Here is a 15,729-nt window from a genome sequence, read left to right as displayed (position 1 = left end):
TCTATTATTTACCTTCTTGTATCGCTTTTTCTAATTGAAAGTTAGCCTTTACAACACCAATCTTATCCTGTCTGGCATTTAAAACTGGTACATGGACATATTCTTCGAGCTCGGCAAACATTTCTTCGTTTCCGATTCCTAATTGTTTTAAAACTTCCATTGTCACGACACTCGTTGCACGTGGCGTTCCATCTTCCACTTTAATGGCAATTCCAATTCCGGTTTCTAGATCTGCTAGACATTGGACTGCTTCTGCACCGGCCTTGGCGACAATTCGGCCATTGTAAACCTTCATTAAATCAGTATCAAAACGTTTCGTCCCACCGACCATTTCTGGATGCTTGATCATTGAATCACGAATTGTACTTAACGTTTGAGCTCTTTTACCTTCTGTAAACGCCTCCGGTTTGGCTAATCTAGCAAAACCAAGCGCTACATTTTTTAATGGAAGCTGGTGAACAGGTACACCGCATCCATCCACGCTAATTTGAATTTGTTCTTTCGGAAAATCACAGACTTGTTCAATTGCTTCTAAAATTCTTTGCTGATGCGGATGAGCTACTTCTCGATATGTATTTACATCTTCCTTCATATATACAGTCGTCGCTAACATACCCGAATGTTTCCCTGAACAATTACTAAATACAGGTGAGAGCTCTTTTCCTTCACGAATAAGCTGGTGATAGCTTTCCATATCTCTTGGAATATGGGTACCACATTGGAGATGATTTTCTTCAAGCCCTACTCGGTGCAGAATATCTAATACAGTTTCACGGTGGAATGGTTCTCCACTATGGGACGCACAGCTAAGTGAAATTTCTGCAGCTGAATAGTTAAATGCTTCAGCTGCTCCAGATTCAACTAATGGTACTGCTTGAAATGGCTTCATTGAGGAACGAGGAAACGTAAATCGATTGGGATCCCCATAAGAATACAACAATTCACCTTCTGCATTCACAACGGCTACATGAACATCATGTGTACTTTCTAAATATTCACCACGATAAACTAACACAGCTTTACTCATTAGAACCCTCTCCCTATTTTTGTGAAATGTTTGCTTAGGCTAAACGATAAGATTATTTATTTTTTACAAGTGATAAAATAATAATGGTACCAATAATACAGCCTGTTCCCAGCCATTCTGCAAGACCGAAGCTTACATTTAGCCAAACGACTGATAGTATCGCAGCGGATAAAGGTTCGATACAGGCAAGTAAGCTGGTTTCTGTTGCACTGATGTAATGTAAACTTTCTAAGTAACAATAAAAAGCAATAATGGTTCCAAAGATGACGACAAATGTTACCCCAAAGAACGAGCTTAATGACCATTCACCCTGGAAACTCCATGGAGGATGAACAAAACTGAAGCTAATTCCTCCGATTAACATCCCCCACCCGATTACAATTGTGGAACCATATTTTGCAAGTAGCTGAATCGGATTTAGTGTATAAAAGGCAAGAGCTAAAGCTGAAATTAGTCCCCAAAACAATGCCGTTCTTGTAATCGATAGGCTATGAATATTCCCTTGTGTTACAAGTAGAAATGTGCCAACAAGCGCTAATACTACCGCGACCATTTCCGTCGAGTTCGGCAATCGTTTTGCTTTTATTGCTAAGTAAACAGAGATCATCATTGGTGCAAGATACTGTAAAATTGTTGCTGTTGCCGCATTGGATTGTCGGATAGCTTCAAAAAAGGTGTACTGAACGGCCAACATTCCAAGAATACTGAACAAAAGAAGATTCAGAACATCGCGTTTATTTTTCCATATCTCCCATATGCCCACACTTCCCTTAGAACTTGAAGCCGCTATGAGCAAGATCGTTCCCGAAAATAATAAACGGACAACCACGATCCAAGCAGGACTGATTCCTTGCTGCTGAAATAAATATTGTGCGACTGTTCCTGATATTCCCCATAAAGAGGCTCCTGTCAGGACTAAAGCCATTCCTTTCGCCCTTCCATTGGATATGGCTACGTTTGCTGAGCCCATCACATCTCCTCTTTTCATTATGTAAATACTGTCTTTGCATGCAGGATTGGATGTTAGAAAATATGTATTACTTGTGATCTTGTTTTTTCGTTACTCGAAAAGATCATTCTGAAAAAATCGTATCACCAGCGAGAATAGTTGTAAATAGATTTTTTGACTGAGAAAAAAATGAAAAGAAAGGAAAAAAAGCCCCTCTTTCTCAATAAAAAAGGTGCCTTTAACAGTTATCTATATTGCAAGCTCCTAAATACTAAAAAAACCCTTCTCCATTTTGAAAAGGGTTAGTTCTCATCTTGCAGAAGATTATCAGTTGCATTCTCATTTTCCAGATTCATTTCTGGTTCCACTGATTTTTTTGAATGTAACTCAGCTATCTCTTTTTCGAGTCTCTTGATCGTCCTTTGAAGCTTATACTGACGCAAAATCCCGAACATTCCCACCACTAATCCTCCCAGCAAAGCTGAGCCGATGATAATCAGAATCAGAGGGATTTCTGTATATCCGAATAAGTAATTCACTTTAACGGAAGAAACATTGACAACCGCAAAGATAGCTACTATTAATGAAAAAATAAGTCCTAGAATCATACTCCATTGAAAACGCATGTTGGACCTCCTTATGTTAGATTTTGATTTAATCGTAACATATTATGGATGTTAACAAAATAAAGTACCATCTACCTCAGCGGGACCCAGATTATGGAGAGAGAAATAGACGAGCCATTAAAATGAAGGAAGTCCTTTTACTGGCAGAGCATAAGTGCCAGGCTTCTGAGCCGTATTAATTTTAAAAAGGAGGGGCTGCTCCCTCCTTTTATTAATCATTTAAAAACCTGTCTTACTGTCCCTTTTCCATTCTCAACATGGACTTCTGCGTAGGCTCCATTCACAAATGTCATTTGTGGAGGTTGATGACCACAATCAATATCATAAATAATCGGGATTTGCAGTTCCTCCGCAAGGTCGTTGTATACATCTTCAACTGTATAGCCTTCAATTGGCGCATTGGCACTGCTTCTGCCAAACATAATGCCCGAGCAATTTTCAAACCAGCCCGCTAACTTCATTTGTACTAAGGACCTACGTAAATCAGCTGTATTCATTTCACAGTTTTCTAAGTACCAAATCATTGGTTCTCCGTCGAAATATGTCTCTCTAAATCTTTGAACATTTCCATACGGTGTACCAATTAGATGTCTGATAATATCGATACATCCTCCTAGTAAACGCCCCTCCATATCTACCTTACTTTCAGAAACCGCTTTCCAGCTGGTTGGTTCTGTTAAATGAAAGACACAAGGTGATGGGTCACTGTGATTCCATTGCTTTTGATATTTTTCGGAAGAATGCTGAACGATAGACTCTCCCGCTTTCGTTGATAAAACAGCTTGCCACATGGCAGTCGTTTCATCTGAATATTCCCCTCTTAGGTCGGCAAAATTAGTCCCATGTGCAGTGGCTATTCCTGTTTGTAAGGTAATCGCTAATAACAATAGGCTTGTATCTGAATACCCTAAAACCCATTTTTCAGGCAAACTAGTAAAATCCACATCTTCTAGTATCTCAACTGCAAGCTCCCCACCCCATGGAGGAATAATCATATCGATTTTTCCATCCCGAATCATTTCATTAAATTCAGACGCTCGTTTCTTAGCTGGAGCCGATTTAGCCTTTTCTTGTGTCCAAACTGTTCCCCCACATACAACATGGAATCCTTTTGATTCCATCCGATTACATGCTTGCTTGAACATCTCATGCAACACGTCCGGCACTCCAGATGAAGGAGCGGTTACTCCTATCGTTGCTCCTTCTTTTAAAGTAGGATATTGAATCATCTACACCCATCCTTCAAGTTTATTTTGAATACTATTTCGTTATCTTCCATTGAAATCCTTCTAATCTATAATCCTTTGTCATGATAGAATAATAGAAAGTTACTATTACTCAGGGGGCCAATTATGAAACTTTTAGAAAAAGCCAAAAGTCTTCCTTCCTCCCCAGGAGTTTATTTTATGAAGGATGCACGGAATCAAATCCTATATGTAGGGAAAGCCAAAAATCTTCGAAATAGAGTGATATCCTATTTTAGAAACTCTAAAGGTCATTCCCCTAAAATAAAGAAATTAGTTCAGCATTTACAGGATTTTGATTATCTACCCACAGATACAGAATTCGAAGCCTTCATGCTTGAATGCAGCATGATAAAAGATTTAAAGCCTATTTATAATCGAATGATGAAAAATCCACAGTCTTTCACATATATCCATATTGCTACAAAGAAAGGGCATCAGGATATTAAAATCACTGACAATCCCAACGAACGGGATCTTTGTTTTGGCCCCTATACAAGTAGGTCTATAGTGGAAAAGGCCATTCTTGGATTGAAGGAATTCTATAAAATAATGTGTGGAAATCCTACCAAGAGAGGGACTGCTTGCCTAAATTATTCACTGGGACTTTGCATCGGAATTTGTCTTGGGGGTTCTGCAGCTGTTGAATATGAGCTGATTATAAATAAAATCATCGATTTACTTAAGGGGACTAATAAGGACGTGCTTAAAGACATGGAGCAAATGATGCTCGAAGCCTCGGAAAGATTTGACTTCGAGAATGCTGGCAAATATCGAGATACGATGGAAGCTGTCCAAACCCTACTTTATAAAGAAAAAGTAATCACCTTCACGGAGGAAAACCATCGAATCCTGATGCTTGAACCTTTAACAGAAAACACGTTTAAACTCTTCCTTATTAAGAGGACAGAGGTTTTATATAGTGAGAAGTTTACCTTAGAAACAATAGAAATGTTGAAAAGCCATTTCTATACTCATTTTCAAATGAACCAAACCTTGCCAGCTCGCCACGTTAGTAAAGATGAGTTGGACCACGCGCAAATTATCTATAGTTATCTTAACAAGGATGGGGTTAAGTCTGTTCTTCTTCCTAATGAATCTCTCTCTCCTGAAAAGGCAGATTCTATCTTCGAGAGGTTATTAAATACATCTTTGTTGACTTAAGCCAATCATTTGGCAAAATGGCTGTTGGCTGTTATCGGACTCACGTTCCGTTATTTTACAAAAAAGCTTGTTTTTAGAGATTTATCGGACTATGGTTCCGTTATTACACCTAAAATACTCCTTTTTCCTATGAAATATAGTGAATTACGAATTCTGTGTCCTATAAACTACGAAAAAACGTCTGTTTTACGGAAATAACGGATTCTGTGTCCGATAAAGAAACGAAAACAAAAAGTGTAAGTTTTCCAACTGGAATCCTTACACTTTTTCTAGTTATGATCGTCATTCTTCGTTAACATCCGATCCATTTTTCGAACAAGCCCCAAAAAACCTCTGGTCATTAAAAACGTCGTTGTCAGACTTAAAAGACTATGCCAGCTTGTCCATTTTTTATATTTTAAGAGGCGTGTTTTTTTCTCGGCGATCGTTTCAATGATGGTCATAGGAATGCTGAACACAAAGACTTTTAGGAAAATCTCCTTTATGGGAGCACGCATCGTCCATTGATTAAACCAAACACAAGATAAAGGGAAAAGTAATAAATCATACAATATGTTAATTTTAAAGGTTTTAGGAAAAAATCGAACGGGATAACAAATCTTATTCCATTTATTTATCACCAGAGAATCAATAAATCCGGATATAAATCCTTTAAAAAAGAAGACAATAATCCAGTCCTTTACCGGCTTTTTTGCCATTGTAACCAGAGATATTAACCCAAATAGTAACAATCCATATTGAATCTTCATATCTCTAGAACGCCGCCACATGTGCCCCACCTCCACATCTATTAGAATGTGTCAGAAGGGGTAGTTCTATTTATTCAGAAGAAACATTTTTCGATATCTAATTTTTAATAGCCCCCATTACCTCATAGCTGGAAATATCGATTTCTGTTTCTTGCCCTAAAGCAAGTTTTGCTAATTCTGCACCTAAATAAGGACCACTTGTTAATCCAGAAGCACCCAATCCATTAGAAAGTAATAGACCTTCAATTCCAGAAACACCACCAATGACCGGAAGAAATCCCGGGGTAAAAGGTCGAAAACCTACCCTTGTTTCTAAAATGGTTCCGTTCATTAAACCTGGAGCCACTTGCAAGGCTTTCCCTAATACCTCATTGATTCCGCCCGCCGTTACTCGGTAATCTAACCCTGCTTCGTCCTCATGGGTTGCTCCTACGACCACTCGCCCATCTTCAAATGTAAGGATATACTGGTCATTCGGCGGCATTACTACTGGCCAATCACTTGTATTTACATTCGGCATTTCAAGATGAACAATCTGAGCTTTTTGAGGTGTGACCGTAAAATCCACTCCTAATGGCTCAAGCAATTCCCTTGCCCAAACACCACCAGTCACCAGCACCATATCCGCCTCTAGATCTTCTCCATTTAATTCGATACCAGTTATTTTTTTATCCTTATAAACTAAAGCAGCATTTCCTTTTAAAAATTGTGCCCCGCGCTTCACCGCTGCATTGATCAAAGCATTTCGAAGCTCCCGTCCATTAACTCTTGCCCCACCACTAACATAAACCGCACCATATTCCTCACTTAATGGTGGAAAAAGTTTTTTTGTTTCCGCTGGTGAAAGTATCGTTATGTCTCCTATCTCGGGTGCACCGTCCTCACGTCGCTTGCGGGCCCTCTCCGCCATTTTTTCTAACTTTTCAACGTCCGAATGAAGGCTGATAGCCCCTACTCGTTTATATCCAGTATGTGTTTCCCCAAGTGCTTCCAGCTGTTTGATCAGTTCAGGATAGTAACGGGCACCACCTTTTACTAACTGATACCAAGCTTTATTCCTGCGTTGTGACAGCCATGGGCATACAATTCCTGCTGCTGCATCTGTAGCCTGTCCAAGATCCTGCCGATCCACTAAGGTTACGTTTGCCCCTTCCTTAGCCAGATGATAAGCTGCGGATGCACCTAAAATCCCCGCTCCTATTACGATAAATTTATTCATATTTACACCTTTTCTATTTGCAAAAATTTACGATTGATTCTCTAACCAATCAATCAGTTCAGCGATGGCATCCTCCAGGTCCACAGCTGCTGTTCCATCCTCAGGAATTTCCTCGATACTGTTTTGGAATTCATCCAATATCCCCGATAGGTCCGCCAAGTTTTCACCGGACTTCTTAGATTGCTTCACACGATTCTTTAAATTCTTAAACTCCTGATCTTCCGCTAGCTCATCCATCACACTCCAGACCTCCTGCAATACGGTCTCTAATTTTTGCACGGATGTATGCAGCCTTTGAAATTTCTGTATAGTTGAATCCATCTTTTCCCCTCCTTCCCATTATTTCTACTAGGTTTATTATATATAAATCAGCCTAGATTAAAACATTTAAAAAGACAAACATCCCCCTTTTTTAAAAAGAGAGATGTCTTTTGATCAGCCGATGGATGTTAAAATTTCAGTTTTAAAATAATGGATTGGTTGATAGGTTTCCGAATAATTATCACTCGTAAAAATGGTTACTAATTCATCCTCAGGGACTACAATAATATATTGTCCTCCGTATCCCATCGCGTGAAAGATATGAGGTTTCATTAATTGACCTTCATCATCTTTCATCACCCACCAATGGTATCCATAGAAGCCAAAACCATATGTAGTCGGATATTGGGCAGTTGTCGATTCGCGAACCCAAGATTCACTAATAATCTGCTTATTTTTCCATTTCCCTTTTTGCAGCATTAATTGACCAATTTTTAGAAGGTCTCCTGGCTTAAGAGATAAACCAAAACCGCCAATGGCGATTCCTTTTGAATCGTAATGCCACTCATAATCCCGAATATCTAAAGGATGAAACAAATATTTTTCTGCAAACTCCGTGAGCTTTAAACCTGTAGCCTTTTGAAGAATGGCACTTAATAAATGGGAGCATCCTGAATTGTAATACATATTTTCACCAGGAGGTTCAACCATTTTACGTTCTAAATTAAACTTCACCCAGTCTTTACTATTGATCATCGGAAAAGGTCTTCCACCCCAGCTTGAAAACTCTGGCCAATCATACCCTGGTGTCATGGTTAGCAGATGTTCAACCGTAATCTCCTTTTTATCTTCTTCAAGATTGGGAAAAAAGTCTGCAATCGATTGATGAACGCCCTTTATTTTCCCTTGATCGATAGCTATTCCAATTAGCATAGACACAAAACTTTTGGTAACCGAGTTTAACTTTTGTACTTTGTCTTTTATCTTGTTATTTCGGTAATATTCATACACGGTAGAGCCTTTATGAGATACAATACAGCAATTTATCTTCTCTTTTTTCAATTTTTTATCTAATGCGAGCATTATTTTCCCCTTTTTAGAGTGTGAAGCTAGTTCTTTTTGATAGATATCCGACTTTTTTGAGGAGATATCCGACTTTTTTAACGACTTATCCGTTATTTTTTATAAAATATCCGTCTAAATCGCTCATGTTTCCGACTTTGTCACAATATTGGTATTTCCCTACCAATCCTACCTACCCTCTACCCCACTCAAAAATTCATTTACCACCTGTCTATATTCCTCAGGCTGTTCCAGATAACCTGAATGAGCACTTTCCTCTAAAATATGTAGCTTAGCTCCTGGCACTAGGCTGCTGAAATAGCTTGTTGATTCAGGTGTTGCCTCATCAAAACGGCCACAAAGAAATAAAGATGGTGTTTCGATTTCATGAAGTCTAGGTGTACAATCAAAGCTTTTAAGATTTCCTGTTACACAAAATTCAGAAGGTCCCCACATTGTATTGTAAATATCCAAATTCCCTAGTTCTGAACGCTTGGCTCTTTCTTCTGGGCTAATTTCAACTCGACAAATAAAACGCTTCGAAAATTCCTTCATCGCTTCTTTATATTCTTCGGAATCCGTCTGACCTTCTGCTTCACATCGTTCGATCACTTCCTGCACATCAGAAGGCAGCTGTCCTAATAAACGTTTTGCATCTTCTGCCCAAAGAGGTGCACTTAAACATGGGCTTGAAAAAATAGCACTTTTCACTCCGGTTGGTTTTGTTAGCAAATAAGCTACCAGTAAGGTAGTTCCCCATGAATGCCCAAGAATATGAACCTCATCCAATCCTAGTCCCGCTCTTACTTCTCCTAGCTCCTTCACATAGCGATCCAAATTCCATAATGATAAATCTGTGGGACCTTTCGAAAAACCAGCTCCAAGCTGATCATAATAATAAACATCCCGCTCTACAGCTAACGAATCCAATCTATGTAACGGCAGTGAAGAAAAACCTGGCCCTCCGTGTAATATTAATAAAGGAGTTAAGTGACCTCCGCTATTTACTTTTCGATACCATACCTTTCCCCCAGTTACTTCAACAAATCCTTCTTGAATTTCCATCGCCTATTCGCTTCCCTTCAGTCTTTATCATGTTTACTTTTTTCTGTATTTCTCTCTTAAAATCCTTCCTAATCCGAAAAAATAGCCACCCAGTTCCAAACTGGGTGGCTCACAACCATTAATTCTCAGCTAATTTCGTTGAAAACTTTTTTTCAGCAGGTACCTCTTGAATTGGGTCTTCTGCTTGTTTAGCACGTTTGATAAACAAGGCAAGGATTAGAGCAACCGCAGAGATAAACACGGTTACAAAGAATGCATCGTTAATTCCTTCTAACATCGCTTTTGCCAAAATTTCCTGCTTCATCGTAGCTAACATTTCAGGTGTTGGTTGTTGCTTTAAGCCCTTCATAGCGGCTTCACCTAGTTCTGTAGCATGCGTTTTCGTACGGTTTGTCATAACTGTTACGAGTAATGCCGTACCAATCGCCCCTGATACTTGTTGTAAGGTATTGTTCATTGCCGTACCATGTGGATAGAAACGCTTAGGTAACTGATTTAACCCATTTGTTGAAACTGGCATCATTACCATTGACATCCCAAACATACGCACGGAGTATAAAATAATTAAATGATTATAACTCATTGTTAATGTTAAATTACTGAAAAGATAGCTTGTTACCACTAAAATGGATAAACCAGTAACAGCTAGAATACGTCCACCAATTTTATCAAACAGTTTTCCGGTAATTGGAGACATTAGAGCCATGATAATAGCCCCTGGTAACATCATTAAACCTGCATCAAATGGTGAAATTCCACGAAGTGTTTGAACATAGATTGGTGTTAAAATCATCCCTGAAAACATCGCCATTGTGATAACCATTGAAATGGTAATGGATAAGGCATACATCGGATATTGAAAAATTCTAAAATTCAACATTGGGCGTTCTTGCTTTAATTGGCGAATAATAAACGTTGCAAGAGAAATAACGCCGATGGCAATCGTTAAGTACACTTCCGGGCTATCCCAGCCTTTTTTCCCTGCAGAACTAAATCCATATAATAATCCACCGAATCCAACACTGGACAATAGTAATGAAACAAAGTCTAATCGTAGTTGAACTTTGTCTTTTTTATCTTTAAGTAGGAAAACCCCTACTAATAGTATCGCTATGGCAATTGGTGTAACAAAATGGAATAGCATGCGCCAATCGTAATGTTCGATAATCCAACCAGATAAAGTTGGTCCAATTGCTGGTGCTCCCATTAGAATTAAACCGAAAACTCCCATCGCTGTCCCACGTTTTTCAATCGGAAAGCTGACAAGCATAACGTTCATTAGTAATGGCATCATAATAGCTGAACCAGAAGCTTGAATCATTCGACCTGCTAATAGAATAGGAAAGATATGGGCAATTCCTGCTAAAAGAGTACCGATTGTAAATAAGCTCATTGCGGTTAAGAATAGTCTTCTTACCGTATATTTTTGAATTAAGAATGCTGTAGTTGGGATCATAACTCCGTTGACTAACATAAATCCTGTTGTTAACCATTGTACCGTTGATGCATCTACATCTAAATCTTTCATAATAGAAGGTAATGCGATATTTAATAATGTATTATTTAAAAAAGCAATAAAAGCACCGATCATCAATACCGCAAGCATTCCATACGGTGGACGAGCAGCTGGCTTTTTTACCGTTTGATCCATTGTTTCTCCCCCTTAAACTTACTGTTCATTTTTTTATACTCAAATTACATACTTACATATAATATACTCTCGGTTCAATTTTTGCAATCAAAACATTTTCCATCTTTGAACATTTGTCATATCAACCTTTTTAGGGTACTATACGTTTATACAGTCAGTATAATTTTCCCCAAAGGTGATCTCTATGAATGACCGCAAGAGACGTGTTGTAAAAATTGCTCATCAATTATTTATTGAAAAAGGATTTCAAGCCACTTCTATTCAAGATATTTTAGATGAAAGCGGCATTTCGAAAGGGACCTTTTATAACTATTTTTCGTCAAAAAATGAATTATTAGTAGCGATTTTTAAATCCACTTATGAAAAATTAGAAAAAGATCGTGATGAGCTTCTTATTGGCGGGGATCGTTCCGATATAGAAATTTTTGTTAAACAAGTGGAATTACAAATGAAAACGAATCGTGAAAATCGATTGATTTCTTTATTAGAGGAAATTACGGCTTCCAACGACCCTGAACTCAAGCCACTCATTGAAGTATCGCGTATGAAGAATGTACGATGGTTATTTGAGCGTTTCAATGATATTTTTGGGGAAGACAAAAAGCCTTATCTACTAGATTGCTCTATCATGTTCTTGGGAATTTTAAGAGAAAATATTAAATTCTATCAACTTGCAAATGACCTTAGCGGCACCAATCTTGGTCGAGTTATTCGCTACAGCGTCAATCGATTAATGAAACTGGTTGATGGCTTGGCAGAAACAGGTGAACAATTAATCCCACCGGATCAAATGGATGATTGGTTCCCCGTTAAGAAGAAGAATTGTAATCAAGCTTTATATAAAGAGTTCCATCAAACTGTTGGCAACTTAAAGAAAGCGATTAACGGAAACCCGGAACAATCCAAATATGATGAGTTATTAGATTTTATATTAGATGAATTATTGGATTCTAAGCATCCAAGAAAATTTTTAGTGGAAAGTACTCTTATTTCCTTAAAAAAGTCTGAAGGATTTTATACAAAAGACATACAAAAACTCGATCGCTTAATCCACGATTATTTTCATTCCATAAATCAGGAAAACTAAGCCCTCTTAATTTTGAAGGCTTTTTTTTCATGGATAACTTGTCCATATTTTGGCAAATATCAGGCTGAGCTGGGAAATTTCGGCTTGAGAGCTCCTTACACGAACTGACCATGCAAATATTCACCCTACCTCACTAATTGAGCCATATCCTTATGACTTTCCTCAAAACCCTTGATATCCATTTTGAACATGTTAAGATTATGACATTGTTTCAAAAAATGGGAACAAAAACACGAACACACAGGGAGAGATTTCATGTTATCGAAGAAAAAAATTGCTTTTCTAGGTGCTGGTTCTATGGCAGAAGCTATGATCGCAGGCATTACTAACACTAGTCTAATTCCACCTAAACAAATATATGTCAGCAACCGAAGTAACAAAAAACGTTTACAATCGCTTGAAAAAGGATATGGTATAAACGGGGTAACCAAGGAAAAATTAAACTTATCCAATATCGATATAATCGTCCTCGCTATGAAACCAAAAGATGCAGAAACCTCTTTACTATCCATCAAAGAATCCATTCGACCCAACCAACTTATTTTATCCGTATTAGCTGGTGTTACAACCTCATTTATGGAACAGTATTTACCAAAAGGACAACAGGTGATTCGGGTTATGCCGAATACATCTAGTATGATTGGAGAATCTGCAACGGCTATATCATCAGGAACGTATACAACAAAAGAAAGTATGTCCATTGCAAAAGAACTACTCCATTCGATTGGAGAAGTTTATGTGATCCCAGAAGAAAAAATGGATATTTTTACGGGAATTGCCGGAAGTGGCCCTGCCTATTTTTATTATTTAATGGAGCATATGGAACAGGAAGGTTTAAATGCAGGTTTAACAACGGAAACCACTCGTCAAATTATTGCCCAAACCATTGTGGGGGCAGCAAAAATGATACAAGAACAAGGTGAAACCCCAGCCACCTTGAGAGAAAATGTTACTTCCCCTAACGGAACCACTGCTGCTGGTTTAGCAGCCTTAGCTTTACACGGTGGAGGAAAAGCTATTTCCCAAGCGATTAAACATGCCGCTAATCGCTCAAAAGAAATTAGCTCTCAATTGGAAGAGTCCCTTAAGAAAATCCCAAATAAACAAAAAGCCATTTAGTTCATCATGTTAAGTTGAACATTGAGTACCTTTCGTAATTAATTAAATACAGGAGTGATTAGATGATCCCTGGCACCAAGCCACAGCGAATAGTCATAAAGATAGGAAGCAGTTCCTTAACAAGTCGACACGGAGAGATAAGCCGAAAAAAGCTGGAGAAATTAACAGAGCAAATTGTAATTTTAAAAGATGCAGGCTATGAGATTGTGCTAGTCTCATCAGGTGCTGTAGCAGCAGGATATCGTAAACTCGGTTGTCTTGAAAGGCCAACTTCATTGCCTGAAAAGCAGGCTGCTGCCTCCATTGGCCAGGGTTTATTAATGGAATCTTATTCAGAGCTGTTTATCTCACATGGCTACGTCGCTGCACAAATATTGATAACACGCAGTGATTTTTCAGACGAGGTCCGTTATAAAAATGTTCGAAACACCCTTAATGTCCTACTCGAGAGAGGAATTATCCCCATCGTAAATGAAAACGACACTATCACGATTGATCGTTTAAAATTCGGCGACAATGATACCCTTTCAGCTAAAGTAGCTGGATTAGTGGATGCCACCCAATTAATTATTTTATCTGATATTGATGGGCTTTATAGTGCCGACCCCGTCAAAAATCCTAAAGCGACACTTTTGGAACGAGTAAATGAAATTACTTCTGAAATTGAGACCGCGGCCGGTGGATCAAGTAGCTCCATTGGAACAGGAGGTATGAAATCGAAAATAGAGGCTGTAAAAATCGCTATGGCTTCTGGAATTTTAACTTTTCTAGGAAATGCCTCTCATAAAAATATTGTTGTTGATGCTGTAATAGGGAATGCAAGAGGAACCTATTTCAAAGGAAATTCACCACTTAGTCATTTAGACCAGAAGAAAAAATGGATTGCCTTTCATTCTGGCCCCGAAGGTGAAATTATTGTTCACCCCACTGCTAAGCAGTGGCTTCTATCGAAACGCCAAAACCTCTTACCTTCTGGAGTAGTAAAAGTGAATGGTCCATTTAATAAAGGTTCTGTTATTCGAATTACTGATACATCTGGTAACGAAGTCGGTTTAGGTGTTGTTCACTTTTCATCTGAAGAGTTGCAACCCTTCCTGGAGGAGAGTACCCAAAAAATGAGTGATGCACCATTCATTATGGATATCAATAATTTTGTTTGCCATACAGATGTTCTGATTTCAATCTAGGTAGTTTAAATACGGGAGGGATTTCATGACTTTAAATGTAAAAGAATCAACAATCGTTGAAACACAGGCTATTGCCGCAAAAAAAGCTGCTAAGCAGATGAACTTTCTATCAACAGACGACAAAAATGACGCTTTGAACCTACTAGCGGATCATCTTGAAGCTGAATACAAAATGATTTTGCAGGAAAATGAAAAAGATTTGGAAGCTGGAAGAGTTAAAGGATATGATGAGGCATTTTTAGATCGGTTGGCTTTGTCTAAAGTACGGATATTTGATTTTGCTGATGGACTTCGCCAAGTCGCTATGTTAGAAGACCCAACAGGTAAAACCATATCAGACTGGACATTAGAAAATGGATTACGGGTAAAAAAAATAACAGTCCCCCTAGGAGTCATCGGTATGATTTATGAGGCTCGCCCTAATGTGACAGTCGATGCAACAGGTTTAGCATTAAAATCAGGAAATGCGATTATTCTTAAAGGTGGTTCCTCTGCCCTCCATTCTAATAAAGCGATTATTAAGGTTATCCATCAAGCTTTAGCTAAAACAAAAATACCATCTGATTCTGTACAGTTTATCGACAGTACAGACCGAAAGGCGACCCAGCAGCTATTTACAATGAAAGAACATATTGATGTTTTAATTCCACGCGGCGGTGCTTCCTTAATACATTCCGTTATCAATCAGGCAACCGTTCCCGTTTTAGAAACAGGTGTTGGAAATTGTCATCTTTACATTGATTCTGAGGCGGATGTTAAAAAAACGCTATCTGTTTTAGTAAATGCGAAGACGGATCGGCCTGCAGTATGTAATGCAATCGAAACAGTAATCATTCATAAAGATTGGCTAAAACAGCATAAAGAAGAGCTTATTAAAACCCTTAAGGAGAACTCCATAACGGTTTTTGGCGATAATGTCACTTTAGAAACGATACCAGACGCGCTCCCAGCTACAGAAAGTGATTGGGCTAATGAATATCTTAGTCTTCAGATTGCCATAAAGATTGTAGATGAATTGGATGAAGCGATAAACCATATCGAACGTTATGGCACCAAACATTCAGAAGCGATTATGACGGAAAACAAGCAAACAGCTGAACATTTTATGAAATTAGTGGACGCATCTGCCCTTTATCATAATGCCTCGACTCGATTTACGGATGGTGGAGTGCTAGGATTTGGTGCGGAAATTGGCATTTCCACGCAAAAGCTTCATGCAAGAGGACCAATGGGATTACCTGCATTAACAACAGTGAAATTTTTAATGACAGGTAATGGACAAATCCGCTAGAATATCACCTTCTTAGTTTCATAGAATG

15 protein-coding genes are annotated in these 15,729 nt (G+C 38.5%); 5 read left to right on the top strand and 10 right to left on the bottom strand.

From position 1 onward, the window contains the following. Positions 1–4: 4 nt before the first annotated feature. The 4 genes from ACSBPO_RS02560 to ACSBPO_RS02545 all read right to left on the bottom strand — a co-directional run bounded on the left by ACSBPO_RS02560 (position 5) and on the right by ACSBPO_RS02545 (position 3,831). Positions 5–1,027 carry an asparaginase gene (locus ACSBPO_RS02560; protein ID WP_442598474.1) on the bottom strand — a complete coding sequence of 341 codons (1,023 nt, stop codon included), beginning with the start codon at positions 1,025–1,027 and terminating at the stop codon, positions 5–7. Positions 1,028–1,079: 52 nt separating this feature from the next. After that, complete coding sequence (locus ACSBPO_RS02555) at positions 1,080–1,997, bottom strand: DMT family transporter (protein WP_442598472.1); 918 nt, start codon at positions 1,995–1,997, stop codon at positions 1,080–1,082. Between the two features lie 281 nt (positions 1,998–2,278). Further along, positions 2,279–2,602 (bottom strand): LapA family protein, encoded by a 324-nt coding sequence (locus ACSBPO_RS02550; RefSeq protein WP_442598470.1) that lies wholly within the window; start codon positions 2,600–2,602, stop codon positions 2,279–2,281. Positions 2,603–2,817: 215 nt separating this feature from the next. Beyond that, positions 2,818–3,831 (bottom strand): S66 family peptidase, encoded by a 1,014-nt coding sequence (locus ACSBPO_RS02545; RefSeq protein ID WP_442598468.1) that lies wholly within the window; start codon positions 3,829–3,831, stop codon positions 2,818–2,820. Between the two features lie 123 nt (positions 3,832–3,954). On the opposite strand from ACSBPO_RS02545, the gene ACSBPO_RS02540 reads away from it, so the two are divergent. Next, positions 3,955–5,010: a UvrB/UvrC motif-containing protein gene (locus ACSBPO_RS02540; protein ID WP_442598466.1), complete on the top strand. Its 1,056-nt coding sequence runs from the start codon at positions 3,955–3,957 to the stop codon at positions 5,008–5,010. Between the two features lie 269 nt (positions 5,011–5,279). On the opposite strand, the gene ACSBPO_RS02535 is transcribed toward ACSBPO_RS02540, so the two are convergent. The 6 genes from ACSBPO_RS02535 to ACSBPO_RS02510 all read right to left on the bottom strand — a co-directional run bounded on the left by ACSBPO_RS02535 (position 5,280) and on the right by ACSBPO_RS02510 (position 11,017). Further along, complete coding sequence (locus ACSBPO_RS02535; RefSeq protein ID WP_442598464.1) at positions 5,280–5,780, bottom strand: CBO0543 family protein; 501 nt, start codon at positions 5,778–5,780, stop codon at positions 5,280–5,282. A gap of 76 nt (positions 5,781–5,856) precedes the next feature. Beyond that, positions 5,857–6,978, bottom strand: coding sequence for an NAD(P)/FAD-dependent oxidoreductase (locus ACSBPO_RS02530; RefSeq protein WP_442598462.1), 1,122 nt, complete (start codon positions 6,976–6,978; stop codon positions 5,857–5,859). A gap of 27 nt (positions 6,979–7,005) precedes the next feature. After that, positions 7,006–7,299 carry a hypothetical protein gene (locus ACSBPO_RS02525; RefSeq protein WP_442598460.1) on the bottom strand — a complete coding sequence of 98 codons (294 nt, stop codon included), beginning with the start codon at positions 7,297–7,299 and terminating at the stop codon, positions 7,006–7,008. Between the two features lie 114 nt (positions 7,300–7,413). Beyond that, entirely contained in the window at positions 7,414–8,322 is a 909-nt protein-coding gene (locus tag ACSBPO_RS02520) for a serine hydrolase domain-containing protein (RefSeq protein ID WP_442598458.1), read from the bottom strand. A gap of 168 nt (positions 8,323–8,490) precedes the next feature. After that, positions 8,491–9,366 carry a proline iminopeptidase-family hydrolase gene (locus ACSBPO_RS02515; protein WP_442598456.1) on the bottom strand — a complete coding sequence of 292 codons (876 nt, stop codon included), beginning with the start codon at positions 9,364–9,366 and terminating at the stop codon, positions 8,491–8,493. Positions 9,367–9,484: 118 nt separating this feature from the next. After that, entirely contained in the window at positions 9,485–11,017 is a 1,533-nt protein-coding gene (locus ACSBPO_RS02510; protein WP_442598454.1) for a DHA2 family efflux MFS transporter permease subunit, read from the bottom strand. A 184-nt stretch (positions 11,018–11,201) separates the two neighbouring features. On the opposite strand from ACSBPO_RS02510, the gene ACSBPO_RS02505 reads away from it, so the two are divergent. The 4 genes from ACSBPO_RS02505 (at position 11,202) to ACSBPO_RS02490 (ending at position 15,701) form a co-directional block, all read left to right on the top strand. Beyond that, positions 11,202–12,104, top strand: coding sequence for a TetR/AcrR family transcriptional regulator (locus ACSBPO_RS02505; protein ID WP_442598452.1), 903 nt, complete (start codon positions 11,202–11,204; stop codon positions 12,102–12,104). 255 nt (positions 12,105–12,359) lie between these two features. Continuing rightward, positions 12,360–13,223 (top strand): pyrroline-5-carboxylate reductase, encoded by an 864-nt coding sequence (proC, locus tag ACSBPO_RS02500; RefSeq protein WP_442598450.1) that lies wholly within the window; start codon positions 12,360–12,362, stop codon positions 13,221–13,223. 62 nt (positions 13,224–13,285) lie between these two features. Next, a complete protein-coding gene (gene proB, locus ACSBPO_RS02495) occupies positions 13,286–14,410 on the top strand; it encodes a glutamate 5-kinase (protein ID WP_442598448.1) in 1,125 nt (374 codons plus the stop codon). Positions 14,411–14,435: 25 nt separating this feature from the next. Further along, the gene (locus tag ACSBPO_RS02490) at positions 14,436–15,701 is read left to right on the top strand and encodes a glutamate-5-semialdehyde dehydrogenase (RefSeq protein WP_442598446.1); all 1,266 of its coding nucleotides are present in this window, start codon (positions 14,436–14,438) and stop codon (positions 15,699–15,701) included. The last annotated feature ends 28 nt before the right edge of the window (positions 15,702–15,729 follow it).

This window comes from Neobacillus sp. D3-1R, assembly GCF_052180215.1.
Taxonomy (GTDB): domain Bacteria; phylum Bacillota; class Bacilli; order Bacillales; family Cytobacillaceae; genus Pseudoneobacillus.
Note: the sequence above shows the minus strand (reverse complement) of the source record. Positions and strands in the feature narration are given on the sequence as shown.